Annotated in this window: 5 protein-coding genes; 3 read left to right on the top strand and 2 right to left on the bottom strand. The window is 70.9% G+C overall.

Annotation, left to right across the window (positions count from 1 at the left end; translation table 11 throughout):
* Positions 1 to 168 precede the first annotated feature (168 nt).
* On the top strand, positions 169 to 7,503 hold the full coding sequence (locus ACX9TP_RS28490; RefSeq protein ID WP_482973782.1) for an amino acid adenylation domain-containing protein: 7,335 nt from the start codon (positions 169 to 171) through the stop codon (positions 7,501 to 7,503).
* Positions 7,504 to 7,582: 79 nt separating this feature from the next.
* On the top strand, positions 7,583 to 12,337 hold the full coding sequence (locus tag ACX9TP_RS28485) for a type I polyketide synthase (protein WP_482973781.1): 4,755 nt from the start codon (positions 7,583 to 7,585) through the stop codon (positions 12,335 to 12,337).
* A gap of 39 nt (positions 12,338 to 12,376) precedes the next feature.
* Here ACX9TP_RS28485 and ACX9TP_RS28480 read toward each other — a convergent pair whose 3' ends face one another.
* Both ACX9TP_RS28480 and ACX9TP_RS28475 read right to left on the bottom strand, forming a co-directional pair.
* Complete coding sequence (locus ACX9TP_RS28480) at positions 12,377 to 13,492, bottom strand: nitroreductase family protein (RefSeq protein WP_482973780.1); 1,116 nt, start codon at positions 13,490 to 13,492, stop codon at positions 12,377 to 12,379.
* A gap of 9 nt (positions 13,493 to 13,501) precedes the next feature.
* Positions 13,502 to 14,710: a patatin-like phospholipase family protein gene (locus tag ACX9TP_RS28475; RefSeq protein WP_482973779.1), complete on the bottom strand. Its 1,209-nt coding sequence runs from the start codon at positions 14,708 to 14,710 to the stop codon at positions 13,502 to 13,504.
* A 213-nt stretch (positions 14,711 to 14,923) separates the two neighbouring features.
* On the opposite strand from ACX9TP_RS28475, the gene ACX9TP_RS28470 reads away from it, so the two are divergent.
* Positions 14,924 to 16,156, top strand: a complete 1,233-nt coding sequence (locus tag ACX9TP_RS28470; RefSeq protein ID WP_482973778.1) for a cytochrome P450 — start codon at positions 14,924 to 14,926, stop codon at positions 16,154 to 16,156.
* Positions 16,157 to 16,212: the final 56 nt, after the last annotated feature.

Below are 16,212 nucleotides of genomic sequence, written 5' to 3'. Positions count from 1 at the left end.
GGAACCGGGGCAGCTTCGCTTGCTCGGTCTTGAACGCGTCCATTGACCCGCGAGTCACCATGCGCGAGCCTCGCGCGCCGCTGCGGAGGCACATCGATGCGGGCACGCGAAGAGGGCCGTGATGGCTGCGGCGGCGAGGACACACGAGTGACAGGCAGAAGGCCTCCCGTGCCGGAGCTCCCCGCTGGAGTCCTTCTCCATACCCTCTTCGAAGCCCATGCGGCCCGAGACCCCGACGCCCTGGCCGTGTGGCACGAGGGCCGGGGGCTCACCTATGGAGCGCTGGACCGCGAGGCCAACCGGCTCGCGTGGCGCCTTCGGGCGGCGGGCGTAGGCCCCGAGGTCCGTGTCGGGCTCTTCCTGGACCGGTCGCCCGAGGCCCTGGTGGGCCTGCTCGCCATCTGGAAGGTCGGGGGAGCGTATGTCCCACTGGAGCCCACGCTTCCGCCACAGCGACTGAGCTTCCTGCTCGAGGACACCCGTCCTCGGGTCATCGTGACGCGAGCGAGCCTGCGCGCCTCGTTGCCATCACCCCCCGCGGTCATCGTCTGCGTGGACGAAGGCGGGGAGGAGGGGATGGCTCCTCCGGATTGCCAGAGCGCTCCGGACACGCTGGCCTACATCATCCACACCTCGGGCTCGACGGGTGTGCCCAAGGGCGTGCTGCTGGAGCATCGCGGGCTCGCCAACCTCGTCAGGACGCTCGTTGACACGCTCGACGTCCGCCCGCGTGACCGGGTGTTGCAGTTCGCGTCGCTCTCCTTCGACGCGTCTCTTTTCGAAATCGGCATGGCGCTGGCCGCCGGTGCGTCACTCCACCTGGTGACAGGGGAGGCGCGGGCGTCGGGACCGGAGCTCGGAGAGCTGTTGTTCCAGCACGCCATCACCCACGTGGCGCTGCTGCCCTCGGTGCTTGCCACCGTACCGCCCAGGGCGCTCCCGGATCTCCGGGTGGTGGTCTGTGGCGGCGAGCGGTGTCCGGAGGAGTTGGTTGCGCGCTGGCGTGAAGGCCGCCGGTTCTTCAACACCTACGGTCCGACCGAGGCCACCGTCTCGGCCACCCTGTTCGAGTGTGATGGAGCCGGAGCGCCGCCGCTCGGGCGTCCGCTCCCAGGGGTGGTGGTGCACGTGCTCGACACGGCGGGCACCGAGGCGGCGGAGGGCTCCGAGGGCGAGCTCGCGATTGGCGGCGTGGGGCTGGCCCGCGGCTATCTCGACCGCCCGGAGGTGGAGGCCTCGCGGTTCGTCCCCGACCCCTTCGGCCGGGATGGGCGGCTCTACAGGACGGGAGACCGGGGCCGCCGTCGCGCCGACGGCAACCTGGAGTTCCTCGGCCGCATCGATGACCAGGTGAAGGTGCGGGGCTTCCGGGTGGAGCCCGGTGAAATCGAGGCGGTGCTCCTCGGGCACCCGGAGGTCCGCGAAGCGGCCGTGCTCCCGCGCGACGACGGCTCCGACGGTACTCGGCTCACGGCCTACATCCTGCCCGCCGGAGCGCACCCGCCCTCTGTCACTTCGCTCCGCCGCTTCCTGGAGGCGCGGCTGCCGGAGTACATGATTCCCGCCGCGTTCGTCTTGCTGGCGGCGCTGCCGCGGCTTCCCAGTGGAAAGGTGGATCGCCGCGCGTTGCCGTCGCCGGGGGCGCTGCGTCCCGCGCTCGACACGCCGTTTGTCGAGCCACGCACGCCCGTGGAGCAGACGTTGGCCCGGGTCTGGTCCGAGGTCCTCCGGGTCTCGGAGGTCGGAGTCTCCGACGAGTTCCTCGCGCTGGGCGGTGACTCGCTCTCGGCAGCGCGAGTGAGCACCCGACTGCGAGAGGTGGGCATTCCGCTGTCGGGACGCGACATCCTCGTGCGCCGCACGATTGCCGCGCTCGCCGAGCACGTGGCGGGCGGGGCGACTTCCTCGGGGCCGGACGGAGAGCCTCCGAAGCGCGCGGGAGCCGAGCCGGCCCCGCTCTCCTTCGTGCAACAGCAGCTATGGCTGCTCCACCAGCTCTCGCCCCAAGGCGCCGCCTACAACCTGCCAGCGGTACTCCGCCTGCGCGGCGCGCTGGACGTCACGGTGCTCCAGCGAAGTCTCGAAGCGCTCGTGCAACGCCATGAGGTGCTGCGGACCACGTTCCAAGGAGGGGAGGGCACTTCCCCGGTGCAGCAGGTCCGAGCCGACGTCGCCGTGCCGCTGCCCGTCGTCGACCTGTCAGCACTCCCGGAGGCCGAGCGCACGTCGCGCTTCACGGCGCTCTCGGCGGAACAGGCGCTGTGTCCCTTTCAGCTCGTGGAGGGCCCGCTGGTCCGTGCGGTGCTGGTGCACCTGGAGGCGCACGAGCATGCGCTGCTCCTCGTCTTCCACCACCTCGTGTGTGATGGCGGGTCGATGGAGGTCCTCCTGCGCGAGCTCGCGGTGCTCTACACCGCGCTGCTCGAAGGGACCCCGGAGCTCCTGGCACCACTGCCCATCCGGTATGGCGACTTCGCGGCCTGGCAGCGCCAGTGGATGCGTGGAGAGACGCTCGATGCGGAGCTTGCATTCTGGACGCGGGAGCTCGCGGGTGCGCCCACACGGATGACGCTTCCGCTGGACCGGCCCCGTCCCGCCCTCCAGAGCTTCCGCGGTGCACAGCTCCCCTGGTCGCTTCCGGCGGACACGACGCGTGCACTCCAGGACCTGGGGCAGGCGCGGGGGAGCACGCTGTTCATGACCTTGCTCGCCGGCTTCTCGGTCCTGCTCCATGCCGAAGGCGCGGAAGCGGACCTGTTGATTGGCACCACGGTCGACGGGCGCGAGCGAAGTGAAACCCATGGGTTGATCGGGCACTTCGCGAACACGCTGGTCCTGCGGGTGCAGCTCGGCGAGGCGCTGCGCTTCGGCGAGGTGCTGGACCGCGTGCGGGAGCGGGCGCTCGCGGCATATGCGCACGCGGCGCTTCCCTTCGAGAAGCTGGTGGAGGCGCTGCGGCCGGAGCGCGATGCCAGCCACAACCCGTTGTTCCAGGTTGCGTTCGGCCTCCACCCCGGCCTGCGGCCCGTCACTGCCGGTTCGCTCGAAATCGACCTCGCGCAGCTGCACGCGGATGCCGCACCGTTCGACCTCTCGCTGCAGCTCTGGACGCGTCCCGGAGGAGAGGGCCTCGAGGGAGTGCTGCTCTATTCCACGGACCTCTTCGACGCAGCCTCGATTGCACGACTCGGGCGCAGGCTGAGCGCGCTCCTCGAGAGGATCTCCGCGGAGCCGGAGGTCCCCGTCGCGGAGCTTTTGTGGCTCGACGCACCCGCGGAGCGGCGCGACTGCGAGGTGCTCGAAGCCGCGCTGGCGGAAGAGACCTCGGTGCTGGATTGCGCCGTACGGATGCGACCGACCTTGTCCTCCGGGTCGCAACGGGTGGCCTACGTCGTCTCCTCGGAGCCGCTCACTCCAACGTGGCTCGCTCGGCGGCTCCAGGGAAGGCTTCCAGCGGAGCTCCATCCGCGGGCCGTCGTGCCGCTGGCCTCGCTTCCACGCAGACCCGGCGGGCAGGTGGACGAGGACGCCCTCTCCCGCATCCCGGTCCCTGGCAGCGGCCTCCCCCAGAGGACCGAGGCGATGCTGCGCGCCACCCCGGGTGTGGGCGATGTCGCGGTGCTCGTCCACGCCCCGCCCGAGCCCGCGCCGCGTCTGCACCTGTGGCGGGTCCTGCCGCGGGAAAGGCGGGGTGCCAGTCACGAGCTCGACGCGCCCGCGAGGTCCGCGAGCGCGCCCACCGTGCCCTCCAGACCGCCAGCCTTGAGCGACGGTGGTCCCCTGGTCCTTCCACAAGGAGCGCCAGAGACGCTCGTGGACGCGCTGGTCCGTGCGGCCTCGGGAACCAAGGGCGTCCGCTACGTACAGCCCGGCGGAGCCGTCATCTTCCAGAGCTACGCGTCGCTGCTGCATGACGCGCGCGCGCTGCTCGCGGGGCTGACACGCGCCGGCCTGGAACCCGGAGCCAGGGTCATCCTCCACGTGGAGGCCCTCAAGGACCTGGTGACGACCTTCTGGGCCTGCGTCCTCGGCGGCATCCAGCCGGTCACCGTGGCGCTCGCGCCGTCGTACGACGCGCCGAACGGCGTGCTGACCAAGCTCCAGGGAACCTGGGCGCTCCTCGGCCGTCCCCATGTCATCACGAGCCGTGCGCTCGTCGAGCCACTCCAGGGACTGCGCGCGTTCCTTCCCATGGAAGGGCTGCGCGTGCTCGCGGTGGAAGACCTGTGGGGAGACCCTTCGCGGGCTTCACCCGCCGCGCTGCGCCCGGACGACATCGCCTTCTTCCAGCTGAGCTCGGGCAGCACGGGCATGCCCAAGGTCATCCAGGAGACGCACCGGGGCATCCTCCTCCATGCGCACTCGGTCTCCCGGTTCTGTGGCTATGGCCCGGACGACGTGACGCTCAACTGGATTCCCTTCGACCACGTGGTGCCCATCCTCACGTGCCACCTGAAGGACGTCTGCGTCGGCTGTGAGCAGGTCCACGTGAAGGCCGAGCGGATCCTCGCGGACCCGCTGGCCTGGCTCGACCTCATCGAGCGATACCGCGTTACCCACACCTTCTCCCCGAACTTCGGCCTCAGGCTCGTTTCGGACGCCGTCGCCCGGGCCCCGGGGCAGCGCACGTGGGACCTCTCCTCGCTCAGGTACCTCCTGAACGCGGGCGAGCAGGTGACCCTGGGCGCCATCCGCGACTTCCTCCAGGCGACCGCGCCCTTCGGCGTCAGGCCCGAGGTGATGCAGCCCGCCTTCGGCATGGCCGAGGCGTGCACCATCGTCTCCTACCAGAACGCGTTCTCCGTCGAGCGCGGCGCGCATCACGTGGCCAAGGCCTCACTCGGTGGCGCACTGGAGTTCCTCCCCACTGGGGACGACACGACCATCGCCTTCATCGACCTCGGCCCGCCCGTGCCGGGCGTGCAGCTTCGCATCACCGATGCCTCGAACCGGCTCCTGCCCGAGGGTTCCATCGGCCGGCTGCAGCTCAAGGGCGGTGTGGTGACGCCGGGCTACCTCGACAACCCGTCCGCCAACCAGGAGGCCTTCGTCGGGGACGGCTGGTTCAACACCGGAGACCTCGGGTTCCTCTGGCAGGGACGCCTCACCATCACCGGCCGCGAGAAGGAGGTCATCATCATCCGTGGGGCCAACTTCCACTGCCACGAAATCGAGGACGTGGTGGGGAGCGTCCCGGGCGTGGAGCCGACGTTCGCGGCCGCGTGCGCCGTGGTGGACCCCGACGGTGGCTCGGAGGGACTGGCCCTCTTCTTCGTGCCGAGAGCGGCGTCCATCGAAGTGGCCGCCCGGGTCGCGGGCGCCGTGCGCGAGCAGGTGACGAAGCGACTGGGTGTCGCGCCCACGTATGTCATCCCGCTGGCTCGAAGCGAGTTCCCGAAGACCACGAGCGGGAAGATCCAACGCGTGGCCTTGCAGCGGGCCCTCACGGCGGGGCGCTTCCGGAGCACCATCGAAGCCGTCGACCTCCAGCTCGGGAACGAGCGGACGCTTCCGGACTGGTTCTTCCGACCGGAGTGGAGGTGCAAGGCAACGCACGGTGTCGCCGTCAGGAAGGGCTCCTGCGTGTTCTTCTCCGACCCGCGAGGACCCGGTGCGCGCGTCGCCCGCCAACTCCAGGCGGAAGGCCGCACGTGTGTCATCGTCGAGCCCGGGGATGGTTTCGCCCGGCTCGGCCCGTGGCGCTACAGCATCAACCCCACCGTGCCCGAGCACTACCCGCGCGTCCTCGCAGCGGCGTTCGAGGAGGCTGGCCCCATCGCCGAGGTCATCCACCTCTGGACCCATGGAGCGCCAGGGACGGAGGTGTGCACTTCGGAGAGCGGCGTGCGGGGCCTGCTGCTCCTGGTCCAGGCGCTCGCTTCCGTGGCGGGTGCGGAGCCGAAGCAGGTCCGGCTGTTCGTCGTTTCGAGTCACGCGCAGGCCGTCTCCCCTGACGACACGCCCGACTGGACGAAGGCGCCGCTCCTCGCGCTCGTGAAGACCGTTTCGAGGGAGCTGCCCTGGCTCGATTGCCGCCATGTCGACCTGCTCGCCGCCGACCTCGAAGAGGACGCGGTGTGCATCACCCGCGAGCTGGCGGCCCGCTCCCGCGACCGGGAAGTCGCCTATCGCGGCAATGAGCGCCGCGTGGCGGGCCTCGTACGCGTGGACCCGGCCGTCCTCCCGGAGCAGTCGCCCCCATTCGAAGAGGGCGGGGCGTACCTGCTGGCGGGAGGGCTTGGAGGAATCGGCGTCGAGCTTTCGCGCTACCTGCTCCGGCAGCACCGGGCACGGCTCCTCCTGGTGGGCCGCACACCCTTCGCGCGGCTTCCCCAGGAACGGGCCAGGGCCCTCACGGAATTGGAGCAGCTTGCGCACCGCACCGGCGGACAGGTGCGCTACGAGTCCGTGGACGTGGCGGATGCCCCGAGGCTGCGCGACACCGTCGCGCGCGCGAAGGCGCACTGGGGCCGCGAGCTCTCCGGCGTGCTCCACCTCGCGGGAACGTTCGAGGAACGCCGCCTGCTGGAGGAACGCCCCGAGGACTTCTCCGCGGCGCTCCACGCCAGGGGCGCGGGAGCCCTGGCGCTGCACGGGCTGCTCGACGGCCGCACCGACCGGCTCTTCGTGGCCTTCTCCTCCGTCAACGGGTTCTTCGGCGGGCACTCCGCGGGCGCCTATTCAGCCGCGAGCTGCCTGGTCGAGCACTTCGTCCAGGACCTGCGCCGCAGGGGACACACCCGGGCGTACTGCCTGTCGTGGAGCTTCTGGGATGCCATCGGCATGAACCGCGAGAGCCCTGCGCGCGAGGCAGCCGTCGCCAGCGGCTTCCAGGCCATCTCCGCCACGGCGGGGCTCACCTCGCTCCTCGTCGCCCTGCACCGGAGCGAGCCCCAACTCCTGATTGGCCTCGACGGCCGGCACCGGGCGATAGCGCGCATCCGGTGGGACGCCGCACCCGAGTCACCCCGGCTCACCGCCTGGGTCACGAGCACCGGGGACGCCTCGTCGCTCCCCGAGTCGCTCCCGGTGCGCGATGACTTCGGCGTGCCCATGACGTGCCGGCTCGTTCGTGTCGAGCGCATTCCACGGACTCCCGAAGGGCAGCCCGATGTCGCGCTGCTCAGCGGTGGTGAGGCCGGGCGGAGCCGGCCGCCGCACGTGGCGCCGCACTCCGAGTCCGAGCAGCGCATCGCCGCCATCTGGCGCGAGGCGCTCGGGCTGGACCGCATCGGCATCCACGACAACTTCTTCAGCCTCGGGGGGCACTCCATGCTCGTGGCCCAGGTGAGCGCGCGGCTCCAGCAGGCCTTCAGCCGGGAGGTGGCCGCGGTGGACCTCTTCCGGCACCCGACGGTCCGCTCGCTGGCGGAGTACCTGGGCCGTGCCGTGCAGGCACCTCCGGAGCTGACAGGGGTGGATGAGCGGGCCCGCAAGCAGCGGGATGCGCTCGAGCGTCGTCGGCTGGCCGCGGAGTCCATGGTTTCACGGCGAGGACGATGAACCCGCGCGAGGGGAGTGGCGATGGGGCCCGCCTGCTCCCGGCGACGCGGTACGCTGTGGCATCGTGGAAGGGTTGAACATGCAAGTGGCTTCCACCGGCCTGACGGATGGCGTGGCCATCGTCGGAATGTCCGGACGTTTTCCAGGCGCTTCGAGCATCGAGGCGTTCTGGAAGAACCTGTGCGAAGGAAAGGAATCCATCGCGCGCTTCACACCCGAGGAGCTCATCGCCGCGGGTGAGGACCCGGCGCGGCTGGCCAGTCCTCGCTACGTCCGGGCGCGGGCCGTCCTCGGGGACGTCGGACAGTTCGAGCCGGAGTTCTTCGGCATGAGCCCGCGGGAGGCGGAGCTGACGGACCCGCAGCACCGCCTCTTCCTGGAGAGTGCCTGGGAGGCGCTGGAGCGCGCCGGGTATGACCCCTCGCGCTACCCCGGCACGATTGGCGTCTACGCGGGCTGCGGGCCGGAGGGCTACCTGCTCCACCACCTCCGAGGCCTCCCGGAGGCCTCCGGTGGAATGAGCGGGCTCGGGACGCTGCTCGGCAACGAGAAGGACTACCTGACGACGCGCGTCTCCTACAAACTCGACCTGCGCGGCCCCGCCATCACCGTGCAGAGCGCCTGCTCGACGTCGCTCGTCGCGGTGCAGCTCGCGTGTCAGGCCCTGCTCAACTTCCAGTGCGACATGGCCCTGGCCGGCGGCGTGTCCATCGCCTTTCCCCTGAACCACGGCTATCCCTACCAGGAGGGCCACATCGGCTCGCCGGACGGACGCTGCCGGGCCTTCGACGCCGACGCGGGGGGGACGGTTCCGGGCGATGGCGTGGGAGTGGTCGTCCTGAAGCGCGCCGCGGATGCACTGGCCGACGGTGACCACATCCACGCAATCATCCTCGGCGCGGCGGTCAACAACGATGGCGCGCACAAGGCGGGCTACACGGCACCGGGTGTCGCGGGGCAGGCCGAGGTCATCGCGATGGCGCAGGCCCTGGCCAACGTCGAGGCGCGGTCCATCGGCTACGTCGAGGCCCACGGGACGGGCACGCCGCTCGGAGACTCCATCGAGCTCGCCGCGCTCACGCAGGCCTTCCGTCATCGGACGGAGGAGCGCGGGTTCTGCGCCATCGGCTCGCTCAAGGGCAACATCGGGCACCTCAACACCGCGGCCGGTGTGGCGGGGTTGATCAAGGCCGCGCTCGCTGTCGAGCACGGGATGCTGCCGCCCAGCCTCCACTTCCGCGCCCCGAATCCGGCACTCCAGCTCGAGCGCAGCCCGTTCGTCGTCAATGCCTCTCTGCGGCCCTGGGCGAGTGACACAGGGCCGCGACGGGCCGGGGTGAGCGCCTTCGGCTTCGGTGGCACGAATGCCCACGCGGTTCTCGAGCAGGCGCCGCCCACGAGCTCGGACGTCCCCGTGAAGCCCTGGCAGCTCCTCGTGCTCTCGGCGCGCTCGCGCTCGGCGCTCGACATCCTGGCCGCGCGGCTCGCGGACCACCTGGAGGCGGAGCCCGACGCGGCTTCGTTCGCGGACACGGCGTACACGCTGCAGGTGGGTCGGAAGGCCTTCACCCACCGCCTCGCGTTCGTGTGCCGCGATGCCGCGGACGCCGTGGCGGTCCTCCGCGACGTGGGCTCCTCGAGGAGGATGCTCCACGCCGTCGAGGCCACCGAGGAGCGCTCCACGGTCTTCCTGTTCCCGGGGCTCGGCGCCCAGGCACCCGGCCTGGGAGCGGAGCTCTACCAGCGCGAGCCGGTGTTTCGAGAGCACGTCGAGCGCAGCGCGGAATGGCTCCGCGCCCGTTACGGCTTCGACATCCGTCCGGGGATGTTCGACGAGGGCGCAGCGCTGGCCGGGTACGCGCAGCCCGCGCTCTTCGTGTTCGAGCATGCGCTCGCCCGGCTCTGGATGTCCTGGGGGGTGCGCCCCCGGGCCCTGCTGGGACGCGGGGTGGGGGAGTACGTGGCCCTGTGCCTCGCCGGGGTGCTCTTGCTGGAGGACGCACTCGAGCTGGTGACCGAGCGCGGACGGCTGATGCAATCCCTCCCCGCCGGTGAGCGGTCCACCGGGGTGTCTCTCGCGCTCGCCGAGCGCGTGCGAGGGATGCAGCGAAGACCTCCCGAGCTGCCATGCCTCTCCAGCGTGACGGGCACCTGGTGGACCGAGACGGCCATCGCCGAGCCCTCCTCCTTCGCCTACCTGGACGAGGAACCCACGCGCTTCGCGGAGGCGCGTGCGCAGCTCGTGGAGACTCCAGGGAGCATCCTGCTGGAGTTCGGTGAAGGGGAGGGGATGGCCGTCGCGCGGGAGCTCGGCCGGCTCTGGGCCTCGGGAGTGGAGGTCGACTGGGCGGCGGTGCACGTTGGCGAGCGCCGCCTCCGGCGCCCGCTGCCGACCTATCCCTTCGAGCGGCGGCGCTGCTGGGTCGACCCTCCACGACCTGGCGCTGCGAATGCCGCACCGGCACGTCCCGAGCGCTCGCTGGCCGAAGCCGAGGTGGCGCTCCGGAGCACGCTGGCTCCTCCCTCCCTGGACGCGCATCCCGGCCTGGTCTCCGGGCTCGAGGCCCTGAGCACGGCCCATGTCTGTGCGTACCTGCGCTCGCAGGGCGTGGACGTGAGTGCCGGCGCCAGACACGAGGTGGACGCGCTGTCAGGTGCACTCGGCATCCTGCCCAGGTTCCGGCGGCTCCTGCAGGCCATGCTCCGGATGCTGGCCGAGGACGGCATCGTGCGCGCCGAGGGCTCGTCGATTGTCTTCCTGAAGGACGCGAGCTCGGTGCCCGCGCCCTCCGTCCTCCGCGCCGAGCTGGAGCTCCGCCACCCGGCCTTCACCGGCCTGTTCGCGTTCCTGGAGCACTGCACGAGCCACTATGCCGCCGCGCTCAGCGGACAGCGCGAAGCCATCAGCGTGCTCTATCCCGGAGGCAGCTCCGAGGTCATCGACCGCTTCGAGCGCGACACGGCGGCGTACCGCGCCGACACCGTCTACCTCGCGCTCCTTCGCGAGGCCGTGCTCCGGCTGGCCGCGTCCCGCCCCGGGCCGCTGCGCATCCTGGAGCTGGGAGGCGGGCAGGGCCTGCTGACGTGGCCGCTCGCCTCCGAGCTGAAGCCCCTCCAGGACCGTGTCACGTACCACTTCACGGACCTCGGGAAGGTCTTCGTCGACGACGCCCGCCGCGAGGCCGCGCGCCAGGGGCTCGAGGGGCTGATGCGCTTCGGCGTGCTCGACATCACGAAGGACCCGGTGGCGCAGGGCTACGAGGCGCACGGCTTCGACCTCGTCGTCGCGTTCAACGTCCTCCACGCCGTGCGCCATGTCCCCGACGCCCTCCAGCACGTGGAGCGGCTGCTCGCGCCTGGAGGGACGCTGGGGCTGGTGGAGGCGACCCGCTTTGGCCGCTGGGACATGCTCACCTGGGGCCTCGCGGAGGGCTTCTGGTACTACGAGGATGGACTGCGCCAGGACTCGCCGCTCCTGACGCTGGACGGGTGGGAGGCGGCCCTGCGACAGGCCCGCTTCGAGCAGGTGGAGGCCCATCCCCGCGCGCCGGAGGCACGTGCGCGGGTGGACCATGGGCTCATCCTGGGACGGCGCGCGGCCTCCGTGGCCGCCCACGTCGCTCCTGCGCGAGCCAGCTCGGCGCCCGCCGCGGGTGACACCGCCTCACGCCATCCACGGCCGGACCTGCGCACGCCCTACGAGGCCCCGCGGACCGACCTGGAGCGCAGGCTCGCCGTCCTCTGCGAGGAGGTCTTCGGTGTCACGCCCATCGGGCTCCACGACGACTTCTTCGAGCTGGGCGCCGACTCGTTGGTGATGCTGCGGCTCTCGGACCGGGTCCAGCAGGTGCTGGGGGTGGAGGTCCCCCAGCATGCCGTGTTCAGGGGTGTCACCCTCCAGCGCCTGGCGCACACGCTGGCGCCGGTGGACGCGCCGGTTGCCGCGACCGGACCAGCGCCGGTGTCCGCCCATGCGTCGGTGCTGGTGCCCCTCCAATCCGGTGGGACGAAGCCGCCGCTCTTCTTCGTCCATCCCGCGGCGGGGGTGGTCTTCCCGTACGTCGGGCTCGCTCGCGCGCTGGGGGCCGAGCAGCCCTTCTACGCCCTCCAGGCGCACGGGCTGGACGGGCTGGCGCCTCCGGACCGGAGCATCGAGGACATGGCCCGGCGCTACGTCGACGCCATCCGGAGCATCGCCCCGCGAGGGCCCTATCACCTGGGCGGCTTCTCGTTCGGCGGCCTCGTCGTGTTCGAGATGGCCCAGCAGCTCGTCAGGATGGGAGAGGAGGTCCGCACGCTCGCCATCGTGGACGAGCCCGCTCCCGTCCCCGGCCACCGGCCCTCGCCCGCGGTCATGGCCCGGCTCCTGGCCACGGGCATTGCCCGCTCCATCTGGCCGCACCTGCACGACTACCTCTACCTGTGGACCACCTCGCGCGACGGGACGGAGGCGGCCGGGCCCGCCCGGCCTCCGGGCTTCAACTGGCTGGAGTCCTTCCTCGCGCGGTCGACCATGGCCAACTTCGTGCCCAGGGAGTCGCGACTGCTCGCGCTCCGGCAGCCCGCCATGCTTCCGATGTTCCGGCTCTTCAAGCATCACCTCCAGCAGACGCTTGACTACTCACCGCGCGCCTATCCCTCGCGGGTGACGCTGTTCAAGGCCACGGAGCTGCCGGGCCGGAATGGCGGAGACCCGACCCAGGGCTGGAGCCAGCTCGCCGCGGGAGGCGTGGACGTGCACCGGGTTCCCGGCGAGCACCTCACGCTGCTCCGGCAGCCGCATGTCCAGGTGCTCGCGTCGAAGCTCCAGGCCTGCCTCGCCGCGGCACGGTAGTCCGCGAGCCGATACGGGGGCCCAGGACTCGACGCACCGTCAGCCCCCACTCACGGACAGGACGTCGTGAAGCGCGCGGCGCGGTGCGCGCTGGTGGGGTGGGAGCGGTGGGGAGCGCCCCGTGCGGAGCATCCACACGGGAAGCTCCGCGCGTGGGGCGCCGAACCCGCGCGCGATGAGCTCCGGTCCCCGTCGCAGCAGCGCGACGTACTCGGGACGGGCCGTCGGGGGCAGGCTGTCCGTCACGGCGTTGTAGGCCAGCAGGGCCGGGCTCGTGAGCGGCTGGACTCCGAACCCGGCCTGATTGAGGCGCAGCCACGCCCGGAGGCCCAGTCCGCCCGCGGCGACCAGGTCCTCCCGGCGGGTGGAGCGCGCCGTCAGGCACACGAGCGCGGCCGAGGAGCGCAGCTGCAGGGTGAGCCAGCGCTTCGCGACCACGCCCAGGGCACGGCCGGCAAACTCCCCGCCCAGCAACGGTGAGCGCGACAGGCTCAGCAACCGGGAATCCGGGATATCGAAGCCAAAGGTGTTCCAGGGCATGCCGTCCCGCGTGCGCTCCAGTTCTTCACGGGTCAGCCGCATCCAGCGCATCACATCGCGAAGCGAGTCCTCGTGACGCCACACGTAGGATTCGGCCTCGGAGAGGTAGCCGAGCAGCTCCTTGGAGAAACGGGCGGCGACATGCAGGCCGCTCCCCGGGAAGTCCCCTGCGTCGCTCCGGAGCACGTCGAACACGGGGTGGGTGGGGGTGCCGCCCTGGAAGAGCCGCCGGTCCGTCCCACGCGTGGGCAGCACCGGGGCCAGCGGGTGCACCTCCCGAGCGCTCGCGCTGAAGCCCAGCGTGGCCCAGACGGTGCCCGGCCCGTCCTCCAGTGACAGCGTCGGCCAGGCCAGGAGTCCCTCGGCGGTGGCCGCGATGGCGATGGACTCGAGGACACAGCCGAGCGTCACGTACGTGGCGTGCTCGTTGCGATTCAGCACGTGCCGCGAGCGCTCCGCGTCGTGGCGCACCGAGAGGACGGTGCCATCCCAGGAGAAGCTCCAGGGCTGGCAGTTCTCCGTGCTGGGCGCCTGGATGGCGGCCCTCACGATGCGCTCGAGCGCGGAGCGGGGAACGTGACACGGCACGACGGTGGTGGCCGGCGCGTCGCTCATCGTGCTGCTTCAGCCCTCCGCGGCGATGCGGAGGTCGGGCTGCGCGCCCACGAGGGGGGCCTGCATCCACTCCTTCCGGGCCCAATCGACGAGGCGGCGGAAGCCGGGGCCTTCACGGAGCCGCAAGGCTTCCTTGTCCATCGTGTCGAGCAGGTCCTGGGTGTCGCCAAAGAGCAGCTGGAGCAGGAGGTGCAGCTGGTCGATGCCCGGCGCGTAGCGGCAGTACTGGTCCGGGTGGAGCAGGTCGCCGCACTGGATGGCGACGGTGTCCATCGCGTTCTGGAACCAGGCGTAGAGCCCCAGGTCGATGAGGTTGAACTCGTAGTTGAGCAGCCACTGGAGCCAGCCCCAGTCCAGGCTCTTCACGTACTTGCCCCGAGGCACCAGCTTGGAGAGCGCCTTCAGGATGAGCATGGCCGTCGGGCGGGGGATGTGGACCTTCTCCACGCCCCCATTCAGCGGGCCGCCCCGCTTCGACTCCCGCCGGGCCACCGTCGAGCCGAGCGACGCCACGACCATGTTTTCGATGGGGTGCCCCCCCATGTGGCGCCGGAGCCGGGGGCCGCCGTGGTTCGTGCAGAGCGCATTCACCGCGGCCGCGACGGCGGACATGGTGGGGTTGTTCGTGGCCAGAGAGCCATCGAGGTAGTAGTTGCGCTCGTCCGGACGCTTCGGGTCGATGAAGCCCGGGAGCGGAAGCATCAGGGGCATGGCGGAGCTGGCCAGCGCGAGCGCGGAGAGCAGGCTGTTCGGAGCGTCGGCCCCGGGCCCGAAGTTCTGGAAGATCTGCGGGCGCTTCTCCGTCATGTTGAAGCTGGCGATCACCACCTTCACACCGCTGTTCGTCAGGTCGCCGAGCGTCTCGTTGCCGAAGCGCTGCTCCACGAGCTTCTGGAATTGGGTCTTGGTGGAGAACAGGCCCGGGGAGAGCAGGGGCTGGATGCCGATGGTGGCCATGAGGGTGCCCCACAGCGAGGCATGCAGCGAGGCGGCCATCTCGTTGCTGAACTCGATGGCGTCGTCAATCGCGGCCAGGGGCTTCATGCGGTTGGGGCCATGCAGCCGCGAGGCGAGGTAGACCCCCAGCAGCGTCCCGTCCGAGGCTCCCGCGAACAGCTCCGCCCGCTCCAGGAACCCGGGCACTTCCTCCTCCAGGTACTTCAGCATGCGGATCTGGAGGGACGTGCTGGCGGCACCGTCAAACGACAGGATGTTCATGAGGGCTCCCCTGGCGCATGGGCGCAGCACCGCTGGCCTCTTCTGGCGCGGCGCGCATTGTCGTCCGCGTGGGGTCGTGAACGCAACGCCAGCAGGTCCGTCCTGGCGGGTTGGAACGCGGCAGTCGCCTGGTCGCTCACGTGGCAGTCGTTGTTCCAGGTGGGTATGCTCGACGGCGCCTCACCGTGCCTTCACGCCTGCCCCAGGTCTCCGATGGCTCATGATCCCTCCGAAGCGAGCGCGGTCGAGTTCAATCCCTTCCTTCCGTCCCAGCTCGAGAATCCCTATCCCACCTATGCGAAGGCTCGCAGTGAGGCGCCGGTCTTCTTCAGCCCGATGTTCCATGCCTGGGTCGTGAGCCGGTACGAGGACTGCAGCGAGGCCGCGAAGGACACGGAGCGGTTCTCCAACAAGGTCGCCCTGGTCGAGCTGCCGCCCGAGGTGAAGGCGCTGCTGCCCATCCCGAACGAGGCGCCCGGGCTCGTGAACAACGACCCTCCGTCCCACACCCGGCTGCGGGCCCTGGTCGGCCGGATGTTCGCGCCCCAGCGCATGGCGAAGCTGGAGCCACACATCCGCGAGGTCGCGAACTCCCTCGTGGATGGCTTCGCGCGGGAGGGCCGCGCCGACGTCATGGCGCGCTTCGCCTTCGAGCTGCCGCTGAGCATCATCGTCGAGCTGTGTGGTGCGCCGCACGAGGACCGCCATCAAATCAAGCGCTGGTCCGACGCGTGGCTCACGCTCAACACGCCGGGGCTGCCGCTGGAGCAGCAGTTGCTCTGCGCCCAGGGCGCCGCCGCGCTCTACCACTACGTCGCCGCGCTCATGGCGCAGCGCCGGAAGGAGCCCCGGGACGACGCCCTGAGCGCGCTGCTCACCGCGGGAGCGGAGGGCGAGGCCCAGGCCAGCGAGCAGGAAATCATCAGCACGGCCATGCAGCTGTTCTTCGCCGGCCACGAGACTGTCACGGGCGCCATCTGCAACACGCTGCTGCACCTGCTGCGCCACCCGGAGCAGCTCCAGGCCTGCCTGCGGGAGCCCGGGCTGCTCCCCCAGGCCGTCGAGGAGGGACTGCGCTACGACACCTCGAACCCGGCGATGTTCCGCACCGCGGCGACGGACGTGGAGCTGGGGGGCGTGCGCATCCCCAAGGGGGCCCGGGTGATTCTGCTCTTCGGCTCGGCCAACCGGGACGAGAAACAGTTCGAGCGGCCGGACACCTTCGACATCCACCGGAGCAACGCGAGCCAGCACCTCTCGTTCGGCCGCGGCCCGCACTTCTGCATGGGCGCCTCGCTCGCGAGGCTGGAGATTCGCATCGCCATCGAGACGCTGCTCGCCCGGCTGCCGAACCTCCGCCTCCCACCGGCTCCGGAGCTGACCTTCACGACCAACCTCGTCCTCCGATGGCTCAAGCACCTGCCTGTCGAGTGGGATCCGGCCTGAGCTGCGGGTAGCATCCCGGGCGCTCGCGACGGGTGGGCGAAAGAGCGAAAGCAGGC

Source organism: Pyxidicoccus sp. M15, assembly GCF_056858435.1.
The sequence above is the reverse complement of the archived record's forward strand: the minus strand, read 5'-3'. Positions and strand labels throughout refer to the sequence as shown.